The organism is Xylanibacter rarus (assembly GCF_001275135.1).
Classification (GTDB): domain Bacteria; phylum Bacteroidota; class Bacteroidia; order Bacteroidales; family Bacteroidaceae; genus Prevotella; species Prevotella rara.
In genome coordinates, this window is the sequence record NZ_LFQU01000002.1 from 21,146 (window position 1) to 41,478 (window position 20,333).

A 20,333-nucleotide genomic window follows, 5' to 3' on the forward strand; every position below is an offset into this window, starting at 1 on the left:
TTATTTTATGAACATATTAAGCATTTCATGACGCAGATAGTCGAGACCGAACTCCGGTGTACGTGTTTTGCTCTTAAACGGGAAGTTGGTAATGTCGTCGGTAAGTACCTTTACTGTATATGTGCGGTTGTATGTTGCGCCATTATCCTGCCACGTAACCAAAAGGCTAAGATCAAAAGTCTTGCCGGCAGATGCCGTAACATGGCCCTTAACCGTGGTAACTCCTGTTGTTTCGCCGTCAAAGGCAATGCCGCTGACGCCGTCAGGCATGTTCCATGTACCAGTTAAATTCGTTATATTACTTGTGTTTCCTCCGTTTATATTTATACCTTTCACTGTAAACGCGAACTGGCATCCTTCGGGCACTGTTATTTCATAAGTATCTTGAGTGAATCCCACAGTTACTTCCACCGGCAGGCTGCCTATCGGGCTTACCCAACATTGCGCTTCGAGGTCGAGGCCATAGTCGTTGAGCTGCAGCGTAAGCGGGAAGATGCTGTTGCGCGGAAGTTCATTGCGTTGTGTAACGGCAGTGGCATCATGAATAATGCCTGTTGCCTCTACTGTCTTTATTTTCACCGTAAACGGGTGACCAACCGGTGAAGAGTTTACATAAAAGTCAGGAATAACAAGTGTTCCTGTTGTACCTGTACCGTCAGCTTTCAGAGTTCCGTCACCAGGGATATTTATAGTCTTTGTCGTTGTGTATGCCTCTCCATCCAAAATTTTATCTGAGAACAAGCCTATCTTGTCTGCATATCCGCCGAACGACAGGGCTGTAACCTTTGTGTTGGGCTTGCCCGTGATGCTCATTCTTATCTTGGTTACAAGGCGGTCGAGACCGATAGAGATGTTGCGTGTAGAACGCGTAACGGTTACTTCCTCCTTTGCGCTCATCGGGATAAAATAAGTAAGCAAGTCAAGCTTTGAGGCAGGATTGTCTTCAAGCACGATATTGTCTATATCAATACCCTTCTCCGTAAGAGATTCGCCGTCTCCCAATCCTGTAAGGCTGCTCCACGCCGTACTGAAATAAGAATCAATGTTTGCAAAGGCATACACTGTGTATGTGCCCGGTGTTAGCGTGAAGCTCTCTGAGGTCCATGTCTTCAAGTTTCCCACCTTTGCTGCTCCGTCATTACTCAAATCTGGCAAGAATTTCTTCACGACCTTGTCGCCCTGTATAAAAAGCACGAGCAGGTTGTGCATATACTCGCTGTTCTGCCCCACTTCGGTACCCTCTCTTGTGTTCAGGTCGCCTTCCTCACGTGCTGTGATGCTCAGCTGAAGCATGGCGGGAGCATTGTCGTCGCCCGTGTCGATGTCGTCGTCGAACGAGCATGAGGCAAGAGGCACGGCGCACAGCCATGGCAGCAGCCATAACATAGCCTTATATATATGTTGCTTTATCTTGTTCATAACGTCAGTGTTTTTTCATTATATTCATTACATCACATAGGCAGAGTCTCATTATCGAGCAGCAGCCAGTCGTTAACATACACGTCAACAATCAGACTCTCCTCTTCCGGCACTTCGCCTCCGAGCGAATAAACGCTGTTGACCGTAAGTTTATATATATTGTTTCGCACAATGGCATACTCCATTATACCCTTCTTTGTATCATCATTGTCATTGCTGTGGCGCACCCACCATGTGTAATAGCATGTGGCGTCTTCGTATGTGCGCGTTCCGTAAGGCTGCAAGGCAATACGCGTAACCTTACCATTCTGGTCAAGAACCACTTTTCCATTTTCGTCTTTTGAATAGCCACACTCATTCAGCATATAGTTGCCCCATGTAAGCGAAGAAGCATTCGCAACAGTTTCCGAATCGTCTTTACCCTCAGCCAGTCCTTCAAGATATTTGTTATATCCCGACGGATCATTGGTAAGCAACGTGGATGTAATAAACTGTTTTACATCCCCCCATGTCGCGCAACTTGTTATATTGTCTAAATCATCAAACTTACTTCCATAAAATCCGGCCATCATATCCTCCATTGAGGCATAAATCTTTGTACCATACGCGAAGAATGTTTCTCCATCGGTATAATTTGCCACGCCCTGCGGATGGAACTTTGCCTTGAACACCACGCCCGTGCTGTAACGTTTTCCTGCCTCTTCGGCTGCCGTAGTGTTTTCGAGGGTATAGCCTATACGCTGCCATGTTTCGGCTCCGTCAGAAACTTCTATTCCCGGCTGAACGTAATCAGCCCAATAATTAGGGTCTTGCGAGAGGTTGCCAAACCATTCGCCGTAAAGGTCCTCGGCTGTTTTAACTTCACCGCCAATGGTAAAGCTGTTGTTGTCTGATGTCTTGACTGCCGTCCACGGGTCAAGCACGTAGTTAGTCTGTACTCCTGCATCTGGTGTTTCATTACCGAGATATGTCGGCACACCGTCAACAGTTGACGCAACGCGCTTCAACATATAGCTGCCTGCAGTAAGATTGTTCACCAGGGCTGCGCCGGTTATCTCAACTGTGGCACCAGTATATGCCGGGTCGGTACAAGTATAAGACGCTTCGGCCTTATAGTCGAGCCTTGCTGCCATGCGCTCTACGTTTACCGTAGCTTTTGCGGGGTCGCTCTCCGGGTTAGAATTAAGCGTGAGCGTGGCGTCGGCTGCTGATGTCATTACGAAATCAGAATAGCCTGACTCTGAGGCTGTCCATGCCGTAGTCTGTATATGATTGCGCACGTCGGCGAGCGTGAGCGACTGACCTGTCCACCAGTCTGCGCCCGGATTTGCCACCACGAGCACGTTATATGTTCCGTCGTCGAGGTCTACCTGCTGCGGCGTTGTTGTATAGGTGCGGTCGATGCCGTTGCCCGGCTCGGTAGGGCTTCCAACGTTAAATGTTGCTACAGCCATGATTGGAGTTGTACCGCTGCTGTTCACTCCGTCAGTGCCACTGCCCTGATAGAAGAAGGCCACGGCCGATTTTATTTCATTCTCATAATCTTGTCCAGTCTCATCTCCGTCGCCCTGTTCGCCTCCCGTAGGATTAGAGCGCGTAAGCGTGCTTTGCTGCGATGCGAAGCTGAGCGAGACATAAGAAGATGCCGACATGCCGCCTCCGCCTGACGGAGCGGTGTCGATGTCTTCCTGCGCACAGCCGGCCGCGAGAGATGCCATAAGCAGGCATCCCGCAACGCCCTTAACTGTATGTAATATATTCTTGTTCATAGACATTCGTGATTTTTAGGTTGGTTGGCTGTTTAAATCACAGTTCCTCAAACTGCACCCGCTTGCTCCATCCCAGCACGCTGATGCTGATATTTACGTAAGCCAGGCGGTCGCCCTTGAGGTAGAAGTCGAGCTGATAGTCGTAGCCGCGGTCGAGGAATTCCTGTTCCGAGTAGCGGTATATCTCCTCGCTCGTGCGCAGACGGCTGAGCAGGTCGGGCAGGTTGACGCGCACCACTTCCATGTTGGTGTTTTTGTTCACTATAGACAGTATGCCGTCGTCCTTTGCATCGGCATGATACAATATGCGCGATGTCATAAAGTCGGCATGAGCTATCTTGCCCACTCCGTCTATTGGGTCGCCGTTATGGTCGAAGGCCGGCGTGCGGTCGTCGGTGTTCCATGTTGCGTGCGGCGTGTAGACCACGGTGCTGGTCTCATCGAGCGAGTTGTCCCAGAGGATGTGCGAGTTGCGGTCGGTGATGGTCATGTCATAGTTTGCCACGTCCATCTGTGTGGGGTCGTCGAGCTCGCGCATTGTCACGTTGATTTTCTTGGTGTCGCGCATGAGCGAGATTGTGTGGTAAGTAGGCTTTCCGGCGAACACCTCAACAGGTTCAACCTCCATGCCGTGCCACAGAGTGTCGAGCGGCAGTCCGTGGTTGTCAACGAGGAGCATGTCGCTGCCCTGCTGTGTTGTCTCGAGTCTTACGTCGAGTGCCGTCATGTCGTCTCCGGCAGTAAGGTCAGAGCGGACGAAGCGTGCACGTCCCGACTCCATCTGCTCAGAGTAAGAGTTTTGTCCGGCAAGCACTATGAACTTATACTTGCCCGGATCGAGGTCCATCTTCATTGAGTATGTAGGCACAGCCAGCGGCAGCGAGCTGCCCACGTTGGCCTCCGACTGGCGTGTGACATACTTGCCGTTTTCGTCGAACACGTAGACATCTACAGCTCCCACATGGTCGTTGAACATGTCAGCGCGCTCAAGATTGTAGTCGTACTTGAAGTTGAGATACAGCCCCATGGGACAGTCGTCTCTGTCTTCGGTCATCATGTCGCACGATGTGAACACCGGTGTCGACAAAGCCGCAATGCACAGCCAAGTCAGACGCTTTATTGAAAGATACTTCATAAGCATATATATTTTTTGTTTTTATTTCCTTTATCCATATTTAATTGTTGCATTGTCTTTGCGCGGCGACATTGCTGTCTATCCCCGCCGGGCCAGCCCGGATGCCTATCTGTCTGTGTTGCTTAAGCAGATGTTTAGCCTTGGGCTGTCGCTGTTTATGTTGTGGGCACTTGCCCTTGAGCGTCGTGCCTCGTTGTTGTCAGTTTTAGTTTGCGGCAATATTGTTCCGCAACGGCTCCTCTCTCTGTGCCGGAGCTGCACCCCGCCGTATCTCATGGTGTCTCTGCGGGCAGACTTACATGCAGGCCACACCTCTGCGGCTTCTGCCTTTTTAAGAAAATGTGCGGCCGGCCCATACCGGCCGCACACGGATGTTGTCAATTAACTTTAACTTTTATGAAGTTCAATCTTATTAGAGATCTACGTTCTGGCTGCGCTTAGCCCAAGAGAGAACGTTGATATCAACAGAGATGTAAGATTCCTTCTTGTCAACAGGTTCAGGAGTAACTTCTGTTACGTTAGGATCACCAAGGCTCTTAATGCTTTGAACGTTGATTTCGTACCAGTTGTTGCGGAGAACACCATAACGGCCGAGATATTCATCAGACTTATTAGCATAAATACTATTGCCTGTTTCATAAGTTGCATCCCAAGGTGTCTGAGTTTCATCAAAGTGTCTGATGTAAACAGGATAATAAGCAACTCCGTTTGCATAATACTCTAATGTAATATGGTCATTAGCAAGAGTTGCAGCATTTGTAGGATATTCAGCAGCATCAGCCTTCAGTTTGCCTTTACCTGATTCATTAAGAACAATTGTAGCAACGGTACGTTTTCCGGCAGCTTCTGTTGAGAATGTAACATCAAAGTCTGTATCTGATGAAAGTGCTTTACCCTGATCTACATTGGCCTTAGCCCAAGCATTGAATGTAACATCATTCAGCAAACGTGCAGCAACTTCTTTCTTTACATCAGCTACTTGCCATATATCGCTTCTGTTGCCATCAACAGTATAGAACTCTGTTCCGCCATTGAATGTAGCCTTAACAATAACACGTGTAAGATTCTGCTCAAGCATGTTAGCTAAGTCTGTTGTATTCTCGAAACAATAAGCTGCAAATTCTCCGTTAGCAGGATTAACAGCCGGCAGAGTTGCATGCTCACCGCCAACAGTAGTGAGGCCGCCAACACTTGTGGTGCTATAATTATAGTCATCACCCCAATAAACTCTATAAAGTCCGCTTGCAATGGCTGTTCCGCCTATGAAATGATAATCGGTTGAACGAGTTGCCTTATAAGCTTTCCATGTAGTAAAGTCTGTAACATCACGAACCAGCTTGTTGGTCTGGTTTGTATTGTCAAGAGCCCATCCGTCAATTGTATAAGTAAGCCCAGATCCGTCAGTAACAGTACCATTGGCACCATTCTTTACAGTTACCTTAGCCTCAGCTCTTTCAACATAGATTGTTGCTGCAGGTTGAGCATCTGCCTCAGCCTTTGTCTTAAAGATTTTGCTGCCGTCGATAGTAACAAGAGGTTCTACAACATTTGCACTTGTAGGATCTACAGTACCACCTTGTGCGTCAGCCATAATGGCATTTGACATCAGCAGACCATCATCATGCCAGCTGTAGTCTGTACCGATAGCTGTTTTGACAGCATCATTAAGTTCTGAAAGACTTTTGCCTGTAGCAACAGCTCCGTTAACATTCAATATACCACCTTCTGCAATAGAAAGGAGTCCATTATTGTTGAGAACTACCAAAGCCTTAATATCACCAGACACGCTGTTAATCTCCTGAGTAATCTTAGCTGTTGTTGTGATGTTGTCAGTTGTAGTGCCTTCCGGTGAGAAGTTCAGATCCATTTTATAAGCACTGTTTACCTTGAATTCGTTATCCGACGTTCCCTTAACAAACAGAATAAGAGTAGCATCCTTTACCTCATACTCTGCCGGTGTGCCGTCGTCGAAATTATCGTTGGCACGTGTACCAGGCTGCGTAGGGAGCTGAATGGCAAGGTTGATATAACCCTTACCCTTATCATTCCACTGTGGCTGTCCACCATTGTCAATAACATCCTCGCTTGAACAAGCTCCCAGCATCAGCGCTGCCAATGCGAAGGAAAATAATTTACTTTTTCATAATTTAAAAAATTGAGTTGGTTTAAAAAATATTTTTATCAATTCTCGTGTTTTTACATGTCGAGTATCTGCAGGTTTTTGTCCACACCCTGTGCTCCGGCCTGCTTAGCCTGATTGAGCAGCTGGCGTGCCTGGCCGGTGTTGCCCTCGAGCATGGCCATCACGCCCTTGGCGTGCAGAGCCTGCGGCGAGTTGCCTGCCTTGCTGAGATAGCGTTTAGCACCTTCAAGGTCGCCGCTCTCCATGCGTGTGCATGCGGCATTGATGTTGGCCGTAGGGTCGTCGGGATACATGCGCACGGCGGTCTCCATAACCTCGTTGAACTCGCGCGAGCCCGGCTCGTAGGTCTGTGCCACCATATACATCTCTTCGAGCGAAAGCTGCTGCGGCTTGGTCTTCAGCACCTGTTTTGCCTCGTCTACCGAGAACGGGCGCACGCTGTAGCTCACCACATAGTCAGAGTGGCGCAGAGCGGGATACCATGAGTCGAGCATAAAGCGGTAGTCTGTAGGATAAGTAGACTTAATCTTCCACTCTTTGGCATCGGGGTCGAGCGTCTTGTCGTCGATGAGCTTAAGTATGGCGTCGCTGTTGTCGAGATTGCCCTCAACGACATACTCGCGCAGGCCTTCCCAGTCTTCAGGCGTAGACGATACGGTGAAGAGGCGGTCTTCTATATGCACGAGCTTGCGCACATAGTCCTTGAGCGTCTTGGCACGGTTCTGTGCCAGATATGCGTTGTGCTCATAAGGCGACTCGGGCGAAGCATATCCGTGGATTTCGATGTTTGTTATGGTTGTGTTCTTGTCGTTCTTCACGAGGTTGATTGTGTTCACAATCTTCTCCAGCTCGCGCGGGTTGTTGCGGTATTCGGGATAAAGAGTGATTTTGTCAACGGGGAAGTCGATAAACGCGCGTCCTTCCTCATGGCGCACCTTCTGTGCCTCGGCTGCCGGGCGCATATACGGCATGAACGGCGTGCGCAGGCGCTTCAGCTCAACGGTGTTCTGGTCTTTCACGTCGCCGCATCCGCAGAGGTCTTCAGCCACGATGACGTTAGAGTTCTTCATCCAGGGCTCATAGGGCAGCACGGCGCTGTAGTGGAGCGTCTGGTCGGTGTTGTTCTTACGTCTTACGGCCACCACGTTTGCCGGAAAGTCCTTATGTCCGCCGCGGCGGTAAGAGATGTCCTGCTTGCGTCCGTTCACTACTATCTGCGGCATCTGCCTCTCCTCGGTGTTGTTAGTGATGATGGGCGTGAAGACGAGCCTCATGTTAGAAGGCAGCTTCAGCGAGTCCATATTGAGGTCGAGGTCAACCACCATAGTCTGGTTAGTGTTCTCTACCTTGATATTCTCTACCGTCACCGTCCGTCCGGCCAGCTTAGGCTCCACGCTCTGTGCCTGCAGCGCGAGCGGCGCGGCCAGCAGGCATGCACAATATATAGATAATCTTTTCATGTCCTTGGTGGTTTATAGTATCAGAAGATGTAAATAAGACTCAGCGCGGCCTTTGTCGGGCCGAAATAGTTGGTGTGCGACGACTTGAGCTTCTCGCCGCAGGTTCCGCACTTGTATTTGTCATACTTTATGTAGTCGTATCCCAGGCCTATGGATGCCTCAAAGTTCCAGTGCTTTGACATCACCCACTGATATCCTGCCGTTACGCCTCCGCCTGCATACCATCCTTCATAGCGGTGGTCCTCAAGCTCGGGGAAGAACCCGAAAGGCAACTCAACGCTGCTTGCGTTGAACTGTCCGCCCATGAGGTGGGCACCGATGAACCAGCCATTGAAGCTCTCGCAGAACCAATAGCGGTATTCAGGCATAACAAGCCAGTGGCGCAGACTCGACTGGTCGCCGCCCGACTGTTTCCACGGATTAAGACCATAGAACAGCTGCAGCGTGCTTTTCTTACCTACTGAGGCTTCAATTCCTAAGTTAGGAGTTGTGGTAGCCCAGTATAATGCATTGGTCTTCAACGCCACGTTCTGTGACAGCATTGTGGCTGAAGTTGCCAACACAAATAGTGCTGTACTTAATATGCGTTTAATCATAAATCCTGTAAATATTTTAGTTTTTCTATTTCTCGGAATCTTGTTTTTATTCATAGTTATATTATCTCAGCAGATGGTTTTTATATCATCGTTGACCAATCATTTCACATCGTAAAACTGCATTCTCAGACTGTGTTGTTGCCTTATGACAATTTCAGTTCGCAGTTTAGTTTACAGCCATGCTTGCGCGGCCGTTCATGCTGATAGGTTCGTATATGTTATTTTTACCGATTACAGGTTTTTCACATTAGTAGTTCGAATGCTGGCACCATTTAAGGTTAAGCTCGTTCGACATTTTTGTGCTAAAGTTCTTATTCCAAGCAGCATGTTTGTAAAAAACACACCTTATTTAAGGAATATTTATCTTAAAACTTTTCAATTGCAAAAATAACAATAAGTAATTACAAAGGGTCCCTCTTAGCGTTAAAAATCATTAATCAGGCACTTTTTCTCAATAAAAAGTTTTGGTGTCAGAAATATACTTTTTTGCCTTAAATACAGGGAAATGCAGGCATCAGACAAGAAAAAAATACTTACATACATCAAGCATAGCCAACAAAAATATATCATCACGCACATTTTCGGCTTGCGTAAGCATATGCAGCGACAGAATGACATAATGAAAGAATATTAGAACATACGCTTACAATGTGATTCGGGCTGACGTTCTCATACTGAAGTATTCAGAAATTAAAATCATCCGGCCGCAAAAACGGGCAGTTTTCGTGTGCAACCGCAACGCCCTACGGCATAAGACGTTACGCCGGATGAAGGCAATGTGTGCAATGTTTTTTGTCCCAATTAGGACAAAAAAGCCATTATTTCAATAAAAAAACAGGGTGGTTTCAGGGTCTGAAACGGCCTGTTTTTGATGCAAAAGTGGCCGAGTTATTCAGAAAAATTCGGCAAATTCTGCCTAACAGCTTAAAATGAGCGATTTACGAGTGTTCCACCTCTATAGAGGTAATGATTTAGCAACGGTTCTAACTTCTGCATAATACATAAGTTTGCTTTGCTTGTCAAACAACTCTTTTCGAGGGCAAAGATACAAGTTTTATGTGGATAAACGGCAATCTCATTCATTTTTTAGATTTTATTTTCAGTTAGATGTTCTACGAGGTTTGCAAGTTTCTTATACGCAATTATCTATCGCCAAAATGTTAAAAAAGAGCTGTAGATTATATTTAAATGGTCATTGTTTCTTCTTTATGAAACAATATGCTTACCTTTGTACAAAAATGATAATGTATGGCACAAAATATCTTCAAACTTGTCTTGACAGACGAGGCACAGAACTTTATTGAGAGTTTACCCGAAGCGGTATCTTACAAGATTTACTACAACATCAAGCGTGTTGCAGGTGGAGAACGCAACAAAGAACTCTTCAAGAAGTTGGAAAACTCGGAGATATGGGAATTTCGTACATTGTATAACAAAACTGCTTATCGCTTGTTTGCTTTTGGGACAAGGATAAAGAAACATTGGTAATTGCCACCCACGGCATTATCAAGAAAACTCAGAAGACACCAAGCAAGGAGATAGCAAAAGCAGAAGCAATAAGAAGAGAATATTTCAAAAACAAGTGATTATGGCACAGATGAATCTTACCCCATTGGACGATGTGCTTGACAAGCATTTCGGTAAAGTAGGCACACCAAAACGTGATGCTTTTGAGAGTGATGTGGATGGAGCTTTACATGCCTATAGATTAGGCGAAGCCATCAAGAAAGCTCGTATAGAACAGAACTTGACACAAGAACAACTTGGTGAGCGTATTGGCGTGAAAAGAGCACAGATTTCTCGATTGGAAAGAGGTTATAGTATCACTATTCCAACCATGAGGAGAGTGTTCAAAGCACTGGGTGTAGTTACTGCAACGATTGACTTAGGTATAGCAGGTAAAGTTGCATTGTGGTAAAATCCAATTATCTATGGTATAAAAATGACAGAAAAGACAACAGACCTCATTATATCAAAGCTGCTCGATGCTTCAAGTATAGAGCACTACGCAGAGTCATGCCCTATTGAGGAAATCAACAAGGCTATGGTCTCTAAACGTGGTACAGGAAAGAAAGGCTTTCCTGAATACTTGGCAATATCGGGTGACTTTGTTATCGTAATAGAAGATAAGGCAAAGGTTGAGGACCAGGCAAAGTACTTGAAAGATAATGAAACTTTGCTGATGGATACTTCAAGCGTAACCAAGTATGCGGAGAATGGTGCGCTGCATTATGCGCTCAGTATCATTCAAAACACAAACTTCAAGAAAGTCATTGCCTTTGGTTGTTCGGGAACAGACGAGAAGCGCATTGTTATTCGTCCTATTTACGTTAGTCCTACAGGTTACAAAATTCTTCCAAAGGTCAAGGACTTCAGTCAATTCTCGACCGAAAATATAGAGCGTTACTACAATGAGATTATTTGCGGTAACGAAAGTATTGAACGTGTTGAACTGAAAACCATTCTTAGCCGTGCAAAGACTTTGCATGAGGATTTGCGCAACTATGGACAACTCGGAGATAGCGAGAAACCTTTGGTCGTATCTGCTATTCTTTTGGCATTAGAAGAAAAGGATTTCTTAACAGAGAATCTGACAGGGGATACTATCAAAACTGATGGTCAAAAGATATTTGATGCCATGTCCGCACACATGGAAAGAGTAAAGGTTGAGCCACAGGTGAAAAAGAAAAGGGTTATAGACCAATTTAACCTCATCATCAATAGACCTGTGTTGTCTGAAAAGGATGAGCGATTGGGCAAATCCCCTTTGCGCTACTTTGCGGAATACTTGCACTCAAATATTCTAACTGCCATTTGCAACAACTCACCAGAAGACGTACTTGGTCGTTTCTATGGAGAGTTCATCAGTTATAGTGGTGGCGATGGGCAAACACTTGGCGTAGTTCTTACTCCAAAGCACATAACCGAATTGTTTACAGAATTGGCTGAAATCAAGCCTACCGACAAGGTGCTTGACCCTTGCTGCGGAACAGGTGGCTTCTTGATAGCTGCCATGCACAGAATGCTGACACAGGCAAAAGAGGAAGACAAGGAAAACATCAGAAGAAACAATCTTCACGGTATAGAGTTGCGTGACGATATGTTTTCCATTGCCACAACCAATATGATTCTGCGTGGTGACGGAAAGAGCAATCTCATCTGTGCAGACTTCTTGAAGCAAAAATCAGAAGACATGTACAAGAAAGGATTTACCGTTGGTTTGATGAACCCACCGTATTCACAAGGAAAGACAAAAAGCACGGCACACTTGACGGAGTTGAAATTCATCTGTCACTTGTTGGATTGCGTAGGGGATGGTGCTCGTTGTGTTGTCATAGTTCCACAAAGCACAATGGTCGGCAAAACGAAAGAAGACAAAATCGACAAACAGTATATTCTCGATAACCATACGCTTGAGGGTGTTATAACGCTTAATACAGATACGTTCTATGGCGTAGGAACAAATCCTGTGATAGCCGTATTTACAGCGCATCAACCACACCCAAAGGATAAGTTAGTGAAGTTTGTCGATTTCAAAGATGATGGTTATGAAGTCTTTGCCCATGTTGGATTGATGCCAACAGATAGAGCTGCCGAGAGAAAGAAATACCTGCTTGATTGTTGGTTTCAAGGCAAGACTGCACCAAACTCTTTTATTGTGCGTAGCACCATTGAAGCAGATGACGAATGGCTGCACTCGTTTTACTATTTCAACGAAGAGATACCATCAGAGGAAGACTTTGAAAAGACAATGGCTGACTATCTGACATTTGAGTTTAACATGATTACTCATGGACGAGGTTACTTGTTTGAAGAAAAGGAGGTGGCGAATGGATAAGCTATCACTCAAAAATAAAGATTGGAGAGATTTCTATCTTTCAGATTTCTTTGACTTTGAAAAGGGAAACCAAAATAATATGGCATCTTTGACGACAGGAACTTTACCTTTGGTCTCTGCCAAAAAGACAGACAATGGTTATAAAGGCTTCGTATCAAAGGAACAAAAGAAAATCTTTCGAGGTGATATTCTGACATTGAATAACGATGGAGATGGTGGTGCAGGAATAGCTTACTACCAACCTACCTCTATGGCTTTGGATAGTCATGTTTCCGCATTGATACCCAAGAGTGATTTGAATAAATACCATTTGCTGTTTGTCTCAATGTGTATAACAAAGCAAAGGGAACGCTTTGGACATGGGTATTCAATAAACGGTAACAGATTAAGAGCCTTTAAAATTATGCTTCCTCTTGCTGCTGATTGCACAAATCCTGATTGGCAGTTCATGGAGGAATACATGCGTCGAAAAGAAACATTATTATTGAAACCAGCAGTAGAGAAATTATGCAAGCGACTGATACACAAAGAAATTTTAGGGGGGGTAAACTGCTCCGCTCTCAATGGAAACCTTTTAGTTTTACAGAAGTATTCACAGAAATACAGCGTGGCAAACGTCTCAAAAAGGCAGACCACACAGAAGGTACAGTTCCATACGTATCATCCACGGCACTCAACAATGGCGTGGATGGATTTGTCGGCAACGAGGGCAGCGTAAGAAAGTTCGAGGATTGCATAACCATTGCCAATAGTGGTAGTGTTGGTAGTGCATTCTTCCATCAATACGAGTTTGTGGCAAGTGACCATGTTACTCAGCTTAAACGTAAGGGATTGGATAAATATGCCTACCTCTTCATGGTGCCAATAATCAACCGTTTGTCGGAGAAGTACAGTTTCAACAGAGAAATAAATGACGAGCGTATAAAGCGAGAAAAGATATTACTCCCCATTAATGATAAGGGTGAAATAGATTTCGATTTCATGTCCTCGTTCATGCAAGAGGTAGAAGCTGATATACTCAAAACAACTCTAAAGGTTTTCAAGAAGCGCTTGAACGCCAATGAGAACAAAATGGGGGGGGTAAAATGGAAAGCGTTCTTCCTTGAAGAAATTGCACAAATATCTTCGGGAAAAGACATCTACGAAAGAGAGCGTACAAGTGGGCAAACCCCTTATGTTACAGCGACAGCCAATAATAATGGCATCGGTTATTTCGTTGGCAATCAAAACGAAACATTGGAAAAGGGAAGCCTGTCTGTAAATCGAAACGGCTCTGTTGGGTATTGCTTTTATCATCCATACGATGCACTATATGGAAACGACACTCGCAAGCTGAAACCTATAAGAAACAACAAGTATGTTTCTCTTTTCATATCCATGTGCATAACAAATCAACGTGCCAAATATGGATATGGCTATAAAATGGGAACAGGACGTTTGAAACGCCAAAAGATTCTCTTACCTATAGATGGCAATAGCCAACCAAATTGGGACTATATGGAGGCATATATGCAGAATTTGGAGCAACAGCAAATATTAGAATATCTTAGGCACATTGAAAGATAAAACCGTAAGTACAAGATGAACATTGAAGAAGTTAGAAAGTATTGCTTATCATTGCCAGATACAGAAGAAGCTATGCCTTATGGTGAAGATTGGGTGGTATTCCGTGTAGGAGGAAAGATATTTCTGCATATTTGGTTGGAAGCACCGATACCAACTATTGCAGTAAAGCTGCTACCCGAACGTGGAGAGGAATTGAGGGAAGAGTACAATGCCTTTTCTCCTGCGTACCATTTGAATAAGAAACATTGGAACGACATTTTTATTGAGGGGTCTTTTCCTAATAGAATGATAGAGGATTGGATAAAAGAATCATATGAGTTAGTGAAAAGTAAATTGCCAAAATCAACAGAAATGGTTGCTCAATAAAAGATGGAACATAGCTTTGTTGCATCTGCTTAGTGGCATTAGCAAAGAAGTTGCTTCGCTGTTCATGGGTGTTTGTTACTTGACATACTGTTTACAGTTGGTACACTCACTTTCTGCGACCATCGGGAGCAAAATTTCTCCGACCTCATGGTGGAGCGAGGAGTTTTGGGGTTCCCAAAACATAACCTCGCTCCCTCCTCCAAGAACAAAGGACGAGACATTTGCCTTTCGGCTCTTCATGCCTATGGTGGCAGACCTTAATCCTAACAATTTGCATGAAACATCAAAGCTGCTGCATTGAGAAAGAACAAGGGAACAGACACGACCTGTTTTGTTCTTGAAGTTTGCAAAAGACAAGGTAATAATATTCTGTGCGCAACTTGCCAAGTATAGTAGTTGTATATTGTCGTTTTACTTTGTAAGCTATACCGAGTGTGTTATGTACACAGTGTGTCCTTGGTATAGTCTGCATAAATCTAATGCCATGCTAAAACACTGCGGAGGTTCGCCCAAGTGGCAGGAGGCGCAAAGCCTCCAAGGAACGTTGCGGCAATCATTTCGGAGAATAGAGCGGTAGCCAATAATCCACAAGTACATTTTACAGCGTACCAAGTGAGGGCATGTAAAACGTTGAATTGTTGAAAATAGGTGTTATCTTTATGAGAACCAACCACTTATACCCTCAACAAACTCTCAACAAATAGCTCTACACAACAAATTACTGGGCAAAAAAGAAAGAAAGGAATGGTGTTCATGGTTTTCTCTTTTCAACATTATCTTTCTTTTGTTGAGAGATTTGTTGAGAATATGTTGAGCCGTAAATGCCTGATGTTCAATACTTCTTTCATCATATTCAACAATTCAACAAAAATAAGGGGTGTTTTGTCCGTCATTTTTATGAACAGAACTCATCCCCCTACAAGTAAGAATGTCATGCTTATGCTTCAGTACTTATTCACGACAGTACGACAGCGCCAAGCCAACAAACAAGCAAGAGGACATTCAACTAAAGGCGGTTGTTCTTCTATTGAGTTGTAGGATAATGACACTACTTTTCTCTTTTGCCCCGTACAATCTCTTGAAGATGGTGACACGAAACCGAGCTGCCCCGTATGAGTTTATACGGAAGCAAAGGGCAACAATCATCGGAAAGCCATACAACGTTTGCCAAATGCCATTGGAAGTTTCCTGTTTCTGTTGGACTTCCGACACCGTCAATAAACCATCCTTGTATATTGACCTTATCACAGCATGGAGTTTCATGGCGGTGACATGAAGCATATCAACCAATTCACCCTCACTCATCCACAAGTCTTGCAAGTTGGACGGAATGGATAACATTCCATTTCCGTCCACGGTGATTACAGTCCTTTTCATGCCATTCCCCCCATTGTCGGCATATGCCCCTTGATTCGACTTTCAAAAGCTGATATGTCATGCTCCAATTTAGTACTTGTCACCTTTGCGTAAATTTGTGTTGTGGCGATGTCCGTATGTCCCAGTATCTTGCTTACACTCTCTATCGGCATACCGTAGTTTAAAGCCAAAACTGCGAACGAATGCCGGCTTACATGAAATGAAATTCGCTTCTTGATGCCACACATTTTTGCCACTTTCTTTATACGCTTGTTTACCATGTCAAGTGAGCCAATATTAAACAAGTGCATATCTTTTCTCAATGGCTTGTAACGTTCAATTATCTGTATGGCTGCATCTATCAGTTTAATTTTGAATGGTACGCCTGTCTTTTGACGCTGAGAAACTATCCATGGAGACCCACTTATAATGGCAACATTGTCCTCTGTAAGATTCTTGATGTCAACGAAAGAGATACCTGTCCAACAACCAAACATAAACAAGTCTCTCGCAAAAGCAAAGTTGGGATTTTCCAACTCTATTCCTGCCAATATGTCCAATTCTTCCTCTGTCAAGAACTCACGCTCCTTGTGGTCTGGGTCAACGTGGTACATGGCAAACGGATTTCTCTGTATCTTGCCGTTGTAGTGTGCTGCCGTGACGATATGCTTCAATGGTATGGAGTATATCCAAATGGTAGATTGCGTGAGTCCAATGACATTCTTCAAATACAGACAAAAATCACGGATGAACTCCTCGGTAAGCTCATTCATGGACATATCGCTGCGCTTGTACTGAAATTTGATGAACTCGGCAACGTACTTTCTTACCGTCAGATACTTGCGGTAGGTTCGGACAGCTCGGTCTTTTCCCACGCGTTGGGCAAAGGCTGCGTTCTCCTTGTCAAAAGCTCTGAGTAATGTCTCATACTCCGTACCTATGCCTTGATATGCGTTTCTCACCATTTCAGCGGTAACGAACGCCTCACGGTCGGAAAGCCGTTGGTAATGCTTAGCGATTTGAGCCTTGATGTTATCAAGCGCAAAGTTCACCTCATTGGCTTCCTTGCTTCTGCCTTTGGCTCTGTTGCCCTTGGCATCCCATATCGCCTTGGTCACGCTCAGCTTGCAACTGAACTGTGCGATAGTTCCGTTGATTGTCACTCGTCCCATGATAGGGACAACTCCGTTTCTCTCCTTGCTTCCATTTACATAGAAGACTGTCTTGAATGTACTTCTCATAATTGTTTGCTTTTTGTTCAGTGCAAAATTAAACTATGAGAGCTGCATGGCAAATTCACAACCTGTGCAGAATGGAGAAACAAGAACCGACACCGTTAAAAAAGCTCATTAGGGCGTTTTTCTGAGGTAATGAATTGAAAGCGTTTCCACTTCTCAAATCTGCTATTTTCGCATTTCCTCACGAACGTCACTTAAAGCCAACAACTGCCACAACCACTTGAAACTCAAAACAAAAGCCCAAATCTGCTATTTTTTGCTTTTTTAGTCATTCTTTTTCAGAAAAAGCTGCCCGTTTGGACATAAATGTAAATATTGTTTACCAAAACACGGCCGTGCATGGCTCATCATTTTCTATTTCGTCAGAAAATCCGTACAAAAATAAAATGACACTTTGGCATGTAAAAGAGCAAATTATAGAGCAAGACAACACGCACAAAAAAGCCGAAGGGCTGCACCTCAGTAACCGTGGGTGGTACACCCACGGATGCAGCAACGCAAGAGGAATCACCCGAAGTGGTGATACTTAATTAAATGAATGAAGAGGCATGCAAGATGAAACCAGCCGGAACAGAACAGCCGGAACAAACGGGACAAACAAAACATATATGCATAATATAAAGTACACGCGGGCGCGCATACTTGCGCCCCGGCACATCGGGCATGACATAATTTAACTTGCCGAGCTGAAAAACATAAGGCCATTTATTTTGCTTTACCGCTGATTTTAGGTAACTTTGCCAAAAGTTTAACCTGAATAAAGACATAATTTTTAATTTTTTCACCATGGCTTATACACGCATAACTGCTGCCGAAGCTGCGGCAATGATTAAGAACGGAGAGAACATTGGTCTGAGCGGATTTACGCCCGCAGGCACCGCCAAGGCCGTAACCAAGGAGCTGGCCAAGATAGCTCAGGCTGAGCACGAGGCCGGCAGAGAGTTTAAGGTAGGACTGTTCACCGGCGCCTCTACAGGACAGAGCACCGACGGCGACCTGTCGAACGCGCAGGCTATAAAATACCGCGCGCCCTACACCACCAACTCTGACTTCCGCAAGCACGTAAACGCAGGCGAGATAGCCTACAACGACATCCACCTGAGCCACATGGCACAGGAGCTGCGCTACGGCTTTATGGGAGAGGTTGACTGGGCGATAATTGAGGTGTGCGACATCGAGGAAGGCGCCGACACATGCAAGGCTTACCTGACGGCTGCCGGAGGCATCAGCCCCACAGTGGCACGCCTGGCAAAGCACGTGGTGCTGGAGCTTAACAGATTCCACAGCCCCGAGGCAAAATATCTGCACGACGTATACGAGCCGCTCGACCCGCCGTGCCGCCAGCCGATACCTATCACACACGTGAACGACCGCATAGGCACACCCTATGTAGAGATAGACGCCAAGAAGATTGTGGGCGTTGTAGAATGTAACATAGCCGACGAGGCAAGAGCCTTCAAGGATGCCGACCCGATAACTGACCAGATTGGACACAACGTGGCACAGTTCCTCATCAGCGACATGAAGAGGGGCATCATTCCGCAGTCGTTCCTGCCGCTGCAGAGCGGCGTGGGCAGCACTGCCAACGCCATACTGGGCGCACTGGGACACGACGAGAGCGTGCCTAACTTCAACATCTACACCGAGGTGCTGCAGGACAGCGTGGTGGGCATGATGCTCGAAGGACGCATCAAGGACGCGTCTACATGCTCGCTGACAGTGTCTAACGAATGTCTGAAGCAGATCTACGACAACATGGACTACTTCAAGCAGCACCTGACGCTGCGTCCGAGCGAGATTTCAAACTCGCCTGAGGTTATCAGACGACTGGGCGTCATTGCCATCAACACTGCCATCGAGGTTGACATCTACGGCAACGCCAACTCTACACACATCAGCGGAACGAAGATGATGAACGGTATTGGCGGAAGCGGCGACTTTGAGCGCAACGCATACATAAGCATCTTCACCTGTCCGTCAACTGCCAAGGGCGGTCTTATCAGCTCTATCGTACCGATGGTAAGCCATCAGGATCACTCTGAGCACGATGTAAACATCATCGTTACAGAGCAGGGTGTGGCCGACCTGAGAGGCAAGAGCCCAATAGAGCGTGCTCACCTCATCATAGAGAACTGTGCTCATCCTGACTACCGTCCGCTGCTGCGCGACTATCTGAAGATTGCCAAGATGGGACAGACACGTCACTGCCTGACAGCTGCCTTCGCCATGCACGACACTCTGATGCGCAAGGGCGACATGCATCTGACAGACTTTGCTGAGTATGTTAAGTAATTATTTTAGAAGTTAGAGGGAGTCAAGACACATTGTCTTGTGGGTATGTGGGCTATCATTCTTATCAGCCTCATTACTCCCATAAAATAAGGGGCTAAGGCGTTTCGCCTTAGCCCCTGTTTCATGGGACGGGAATTATGGGCGGAATGAGAGTGATAAGACTAATAAGGCTGATGAGACCCATACAGGCCAGAACAATACCATAAAGGCATTTGTCTTAACTCCTTAACTCCCCCTAACTCCTTAACTCCTAAATAAATATCTCCTAAAGATATCATTCAATAAACCTCACCTTAGCCTCATTTCTCGGCTTAGCCTCGGGAGCCTCGTCGGGATAGCCGAAGGCTATGCAGTAGAGCAGCTCGTAGCCCTTGCTGAACTCAAGTTTCTTGAGATATTCGGCAGCCTCGGGCGTGCGCATGAAGCGGGCCGGACCGCCAAGACAGCATGAGCCTATGCCCATCGACTGGGCTGCCAGAATCATGTTGCCGCCAAGCAGTCCACAGTCTATCTGCGAGCAGTCATACGACGGGTCGTTGGCTATGAACACCACGGTGGGCGCATTGCGGAACATATTCTTGAACGACGCGTCTGCCGCTGCCTCCGGATTATACTTCTTGTAGATAGCCGTAATGCCGTCGATAAACTCAGGATTGTCAACCACGCGCACCTCCCACGACTGCTTGTTCATGCCGTTGGGCGCGTTGATGCCACACTTCAGTATCATCTTCATCGTGTCGCGGTTAACCGGCTGCGGCTTATACTTGCGTATGCTGCGGCGCTCCATTATCGTTGATATCACGGCCTCAGAGCGGTTTGCGACAGTGTCGGCTGCTGCGGCAGCATCGCTTTTGGGTGAATTGGCACTGCAGCCAAAGGCCGCACAGGCAAAGGCTATGCCCAGGAAAAGATTTAAAGGTTTCATAATCATTCGGTTTTAAATGTTTGTCGTTAATTTAAAATTATCGGCAACACAGACTGCACGCAATCTGCACAACCACTGACAAAACTAACGAAATATTTTAATAATACATGCTAACGCCTGTGTTTTTTCATGTTTTATAACATGCGGCGGCATGCCCAAACAGCCACAAAACTATGTTTTAAAGACTTTAATAACAACAACTTGCGCAATTGTGCCGGATTTTTTAGTAA

13 protein-coding genes and 2 pseudogenes are annotated in these 20,333 nt (G+C 45.7%); 7 read left to right on the forward strand and 8 right to left on the reverse strand.

Translation table 11 applies throughout. The features are described from left to right. The 6 genes and pseudogenes from ACU52_RS01825 to ACU52_RS01855 all read right to left on the reverse strand — a co-directional run bounded on the left by ACU52_RS01825 (nucleotide 1) and on the right by ACU52_RS01855 (nucleotide 8,522). A complete protein-coding gene (locus tag ACU52_RS01825; RefSeq protein WP_053397532.1) occupies nucleotides 1-1,419 on the reverse strand; it encodes a hypothetical protein in 1,419 nt (472 codons plus the stop codon). A gap of 32 nt (nucleotides 1,420-1,451) precedes the next feature. After that, nucleotides 1,452-3,188: an Mfa1 family fimbria major subunit gene (locus ACU52_RS01830; protein WP_053397533.1), complete on the reverse strand. Its 1,737-nt coding sequence runs from the start codon at nucleotides 3,186-3,188 to the stop codon at nucleotides 1,452-1,454. A 37-nt stretch (nucleotides 3,189-3,225) separates the two neighbouring features. Then, complete coding sequence (locus ACU52_RS01835; protein WP_053397660.1) at nucleotides 3,226-4,323, reverse strand: FimB/Mfa2 family fimbrial subunit; 1,098 nt, start codon at nucleotides 4,321-4,323, stop codon at nucleotides 3,226-3,228. Between the two features lie 412 nt (nucleotides 4,324-4,735). Beyond that, a pseudogene (locus ACU52_RS01845) lies at nucleotides 4,736-6,448 on the reverse strand (Mfa1 family fimbria major subunit); the annotation flags it as partial. A 71-nt stretch (nucleotides 6,449-6,519) separates the two neighbouring features. Continuing rightward, a complete protein-coding gene (locus tag ACU52_RS01850) occupies nucleotides 6,520-7,926 on the reverse strand; it encodes a DUF3868 domain-containing protein (RefSeq protein WP_082335114.1) in 1,407 nt (468 codons plus the stop codon). A gap of 20 nt (nucleotides 7,927-7,946) precedes the next feature. Next, nucleotides 7,947-8,522, reverse strand: a complete 576-nt coding sequence (locus ACU52_RS01855) for a DUF3575 domain-containing protein (RefSeq protein WP_021854462.1) — start codon at nucleotides 8,520-8,522, stop codon at nucleotides 7,947-7,949. 1,248 nt (nucleotides 8,523-9,770) lie between these two features. Between ACU52_RS01855 and ACU52_RS01860 the strand changes: the two are divergent. The 6 genes and pseudogenes from ACU52_RS01860 (at nucleotide 9,771) to ACU52_RS01885 (ending at nucleotide 14,292) form a co-directional block, all read left to right on the forward strand. After that, a pseudogene (locus ACU52_RS01860) lies at nucleotides 9,771-10,108 on the forward strand (type II toxin-antitoxin system RelE/ParE family toxin). Nucleotides 10,109-10,110: 2 nt separating this feature from the next. Then, nucleotides 10,111-10,440 (forward strand): helix-turn-helix transcriptional regulator, encoded by a 330-nt coding sequence (locus ACU52_RS01865; protein WP_053397536.1) that lies wholly within the window; start codon nucleotides 10,111-10,113, stop codon nucleotides 10,438-10,440. A 24-nt stretch (nucleotides 10,441-10,464) separates the two neighbouring features. Then, nucleotides 10,465-12,360, forward strand: coding sequence for an HsdM family class I SAM-dependent methyltransferase (locus tag ACU52_RS01870; protein ID WP_053397537.1), 1,896 nt, complete (start codon nucleotides 10,465-10,467; stop codon nucleotides 12,358-12,360). Then, nucleotides 12,353-13,078 (forward strand): restriction endonuclease subunit S, encoded by a 726-nt coding sequence (locus ACU52_RS15525; RefSeq protein WP_053397538.1) that lies wholly within the window; start codon nucleotides 12,353-12,355, stop codon nucleotides 13,076-13,078. The genes ACU52_RS01870 and ACU52_RS15525 overlap by 8 nt, the downstream gene beginning before the upstream one ends. Beyond that, nucleotides 12,961-13,926, forward strand: a complete 966-nt coding sequence (locus ACU52_RS14650; RefSeq protein ID WP_239684855.1) for a restriction endonuclease subunit S — start codon at nucleotides 12,961-12,963, stop codon at nucleotides 13,924-13,926. The genes ACU52_RS15525 and ACU52_RS14650 overlap by 118 nt, the downstream gene beginning before the upstream one ends. Before the next feature lie 15 nt (nucleotides 13,927-13,941). Then, nucleotides 13,942-14,292: an MmcQ/YjbR family DNA-binding protein gene (locus ACU52_RS01885; RefSeq protein ID WP_053397539.1), complete on the forward strand. Its 351-nt coding sequence runs from the start codon at nucleotides 13,942-13,944 to the stop codon at nucleotides 14,290-14,292. A 1,373-nt stretch (nucleotides 14,293-15,665) separates the two neighbouring features. On the opposite strand, the gene ACU52_RS01895 is transcribed toward ACU52_RS01885, so the two are convergent. Then, nucleotides 15,666-16,889: a site-specific integrase gene (locus tag ACU52_RS01895; protein ID WP_053397541.1), complete on the reverse strand. Its 1,224-nt coding sequence runs from the start codon at nucleotides 16,887-16,889 to the stop codon at nucleotides 15,666-15,668. A 783-nt stretch (nucleotides 16,890-17,672) separates the two neighbouring features. Between ACU52_RS01895 and ACU52_RS01905 the strand changes: the two genes are divergently transcribed. Further along, a complete protein-coding gene (locus ACU52_RS01905; protein WP_053397543.1) occupies nucleotides 17,673-19,178 on the forward strand; it encodes a butyryl-CoA:acetate CoA transferase in 1,506 nt (501 codons plus the stop codon). Between the two features lie 274 nt (nucleotides 19,179-19,452). Here ACU52_RS01905 and ACU52_RS01910 read toward each other — a convergent pair whose 3' ends face one another. Continuing rightward, nucleotides 19,453-20,103, reverse strand: coding sequence for a nitroreductase family protein (locus ACU52_RS01910; protein WP_053397663.1), 651 nt, complete (start codon nucleotides 20,101-20,103; stop codon nucleotides 19,453-19,455). Nucleotides 20,104-20,333 lie beyond the last annotated feature (230 nt).

Excerpts from the sequence above, each read along its gene's own strand:
- ACU52_RS01825 (WP_053397532.1), bottom strand. The coding sequence starts at position 1,419 with ATGAACAAGATAAAGCAACATATATATAAGGCTATGTTATGGCTGCTG.
- ACU52_RS01830 (WP_053397533.1), bottom strand. The coding sequence starts at position 3,188 with ATGAACAAGAATATATTACATACAGTTAAGGGCGTTGCGGGATGCCTG.
- ACU52_RS01835 (WP_053397660.1), bottom strand. The coding sequence starts at position 4,323 with ATGAAGTATCTTTCAATAAAGCGTCTGACTTGGCTGTGCATTGCGGCT.
- ACU52_RS01850 (WP_082335114.1), bottom strand. The coding sequence starts at position 7,926 with ATGAAAAGATTATCTATATATTGTGCATGCCTGCTGGCCGCGCCGCTC.
- ACU52_RS01855 (WP_021854462.1), bottom strand. The coding sequence starts at position 8,522 with ATGATTAAACGCATATTAAGTACAGCACTATTTGTGTTGGCAACTTCA.
- ACU52_RS01865 (WP_053397536.1), top strand. The coding sequence starts at position 10,111 with ATGGCACAGATGAATCTTACCCCATTGGACGATGTGCTTGACAAGCAT.
- ACU52_RS01870 (WP_053397537.1), top strand. The coding sequence starts at position 10,465 with ATGACAGAAAAGACAACAGACCTCATTATATCAAAGCTGCTCGATGCT.
- ACU52_RS15525 (WP_053397538.1), top strand. The coding sequence starts at position 12,353 with ATGGATAAGCTATCACTCAAAAATAAAGATTGGAGAGATTTCTATCTT.
- ACU52_RS01885 (WP_053397539.1), top strand. The coding sequence starts at position 13,942 with ATGAACATTGAAGAAGTTAGAAAGTATTGCTTATCATTGCCAGATACA.
- ACU52_RS01895 (WP_053397541.1), bottom strand. The coding sequence starts at position 16,889 with ATGAGAAGTACATTCAAGACAGTCTTCTATGTAAATGGAAGCAAGGAG.
- ACU52_RS01905 (WP_053397543.1), top strand. The coding sequence starts at position 17,673 with ATGGCTTATACACGCATAACTGCTGCCGAAGCTGCGGCAATGATTAAG.
- ACU52_RS01910 (WP_053397663.1), bottom strand. The coding sequence starts at position 20,103 with ATGAAACCTTTAAATCTTTTCCTGGGCATAGCCTTTGCCTGTGCGGCC.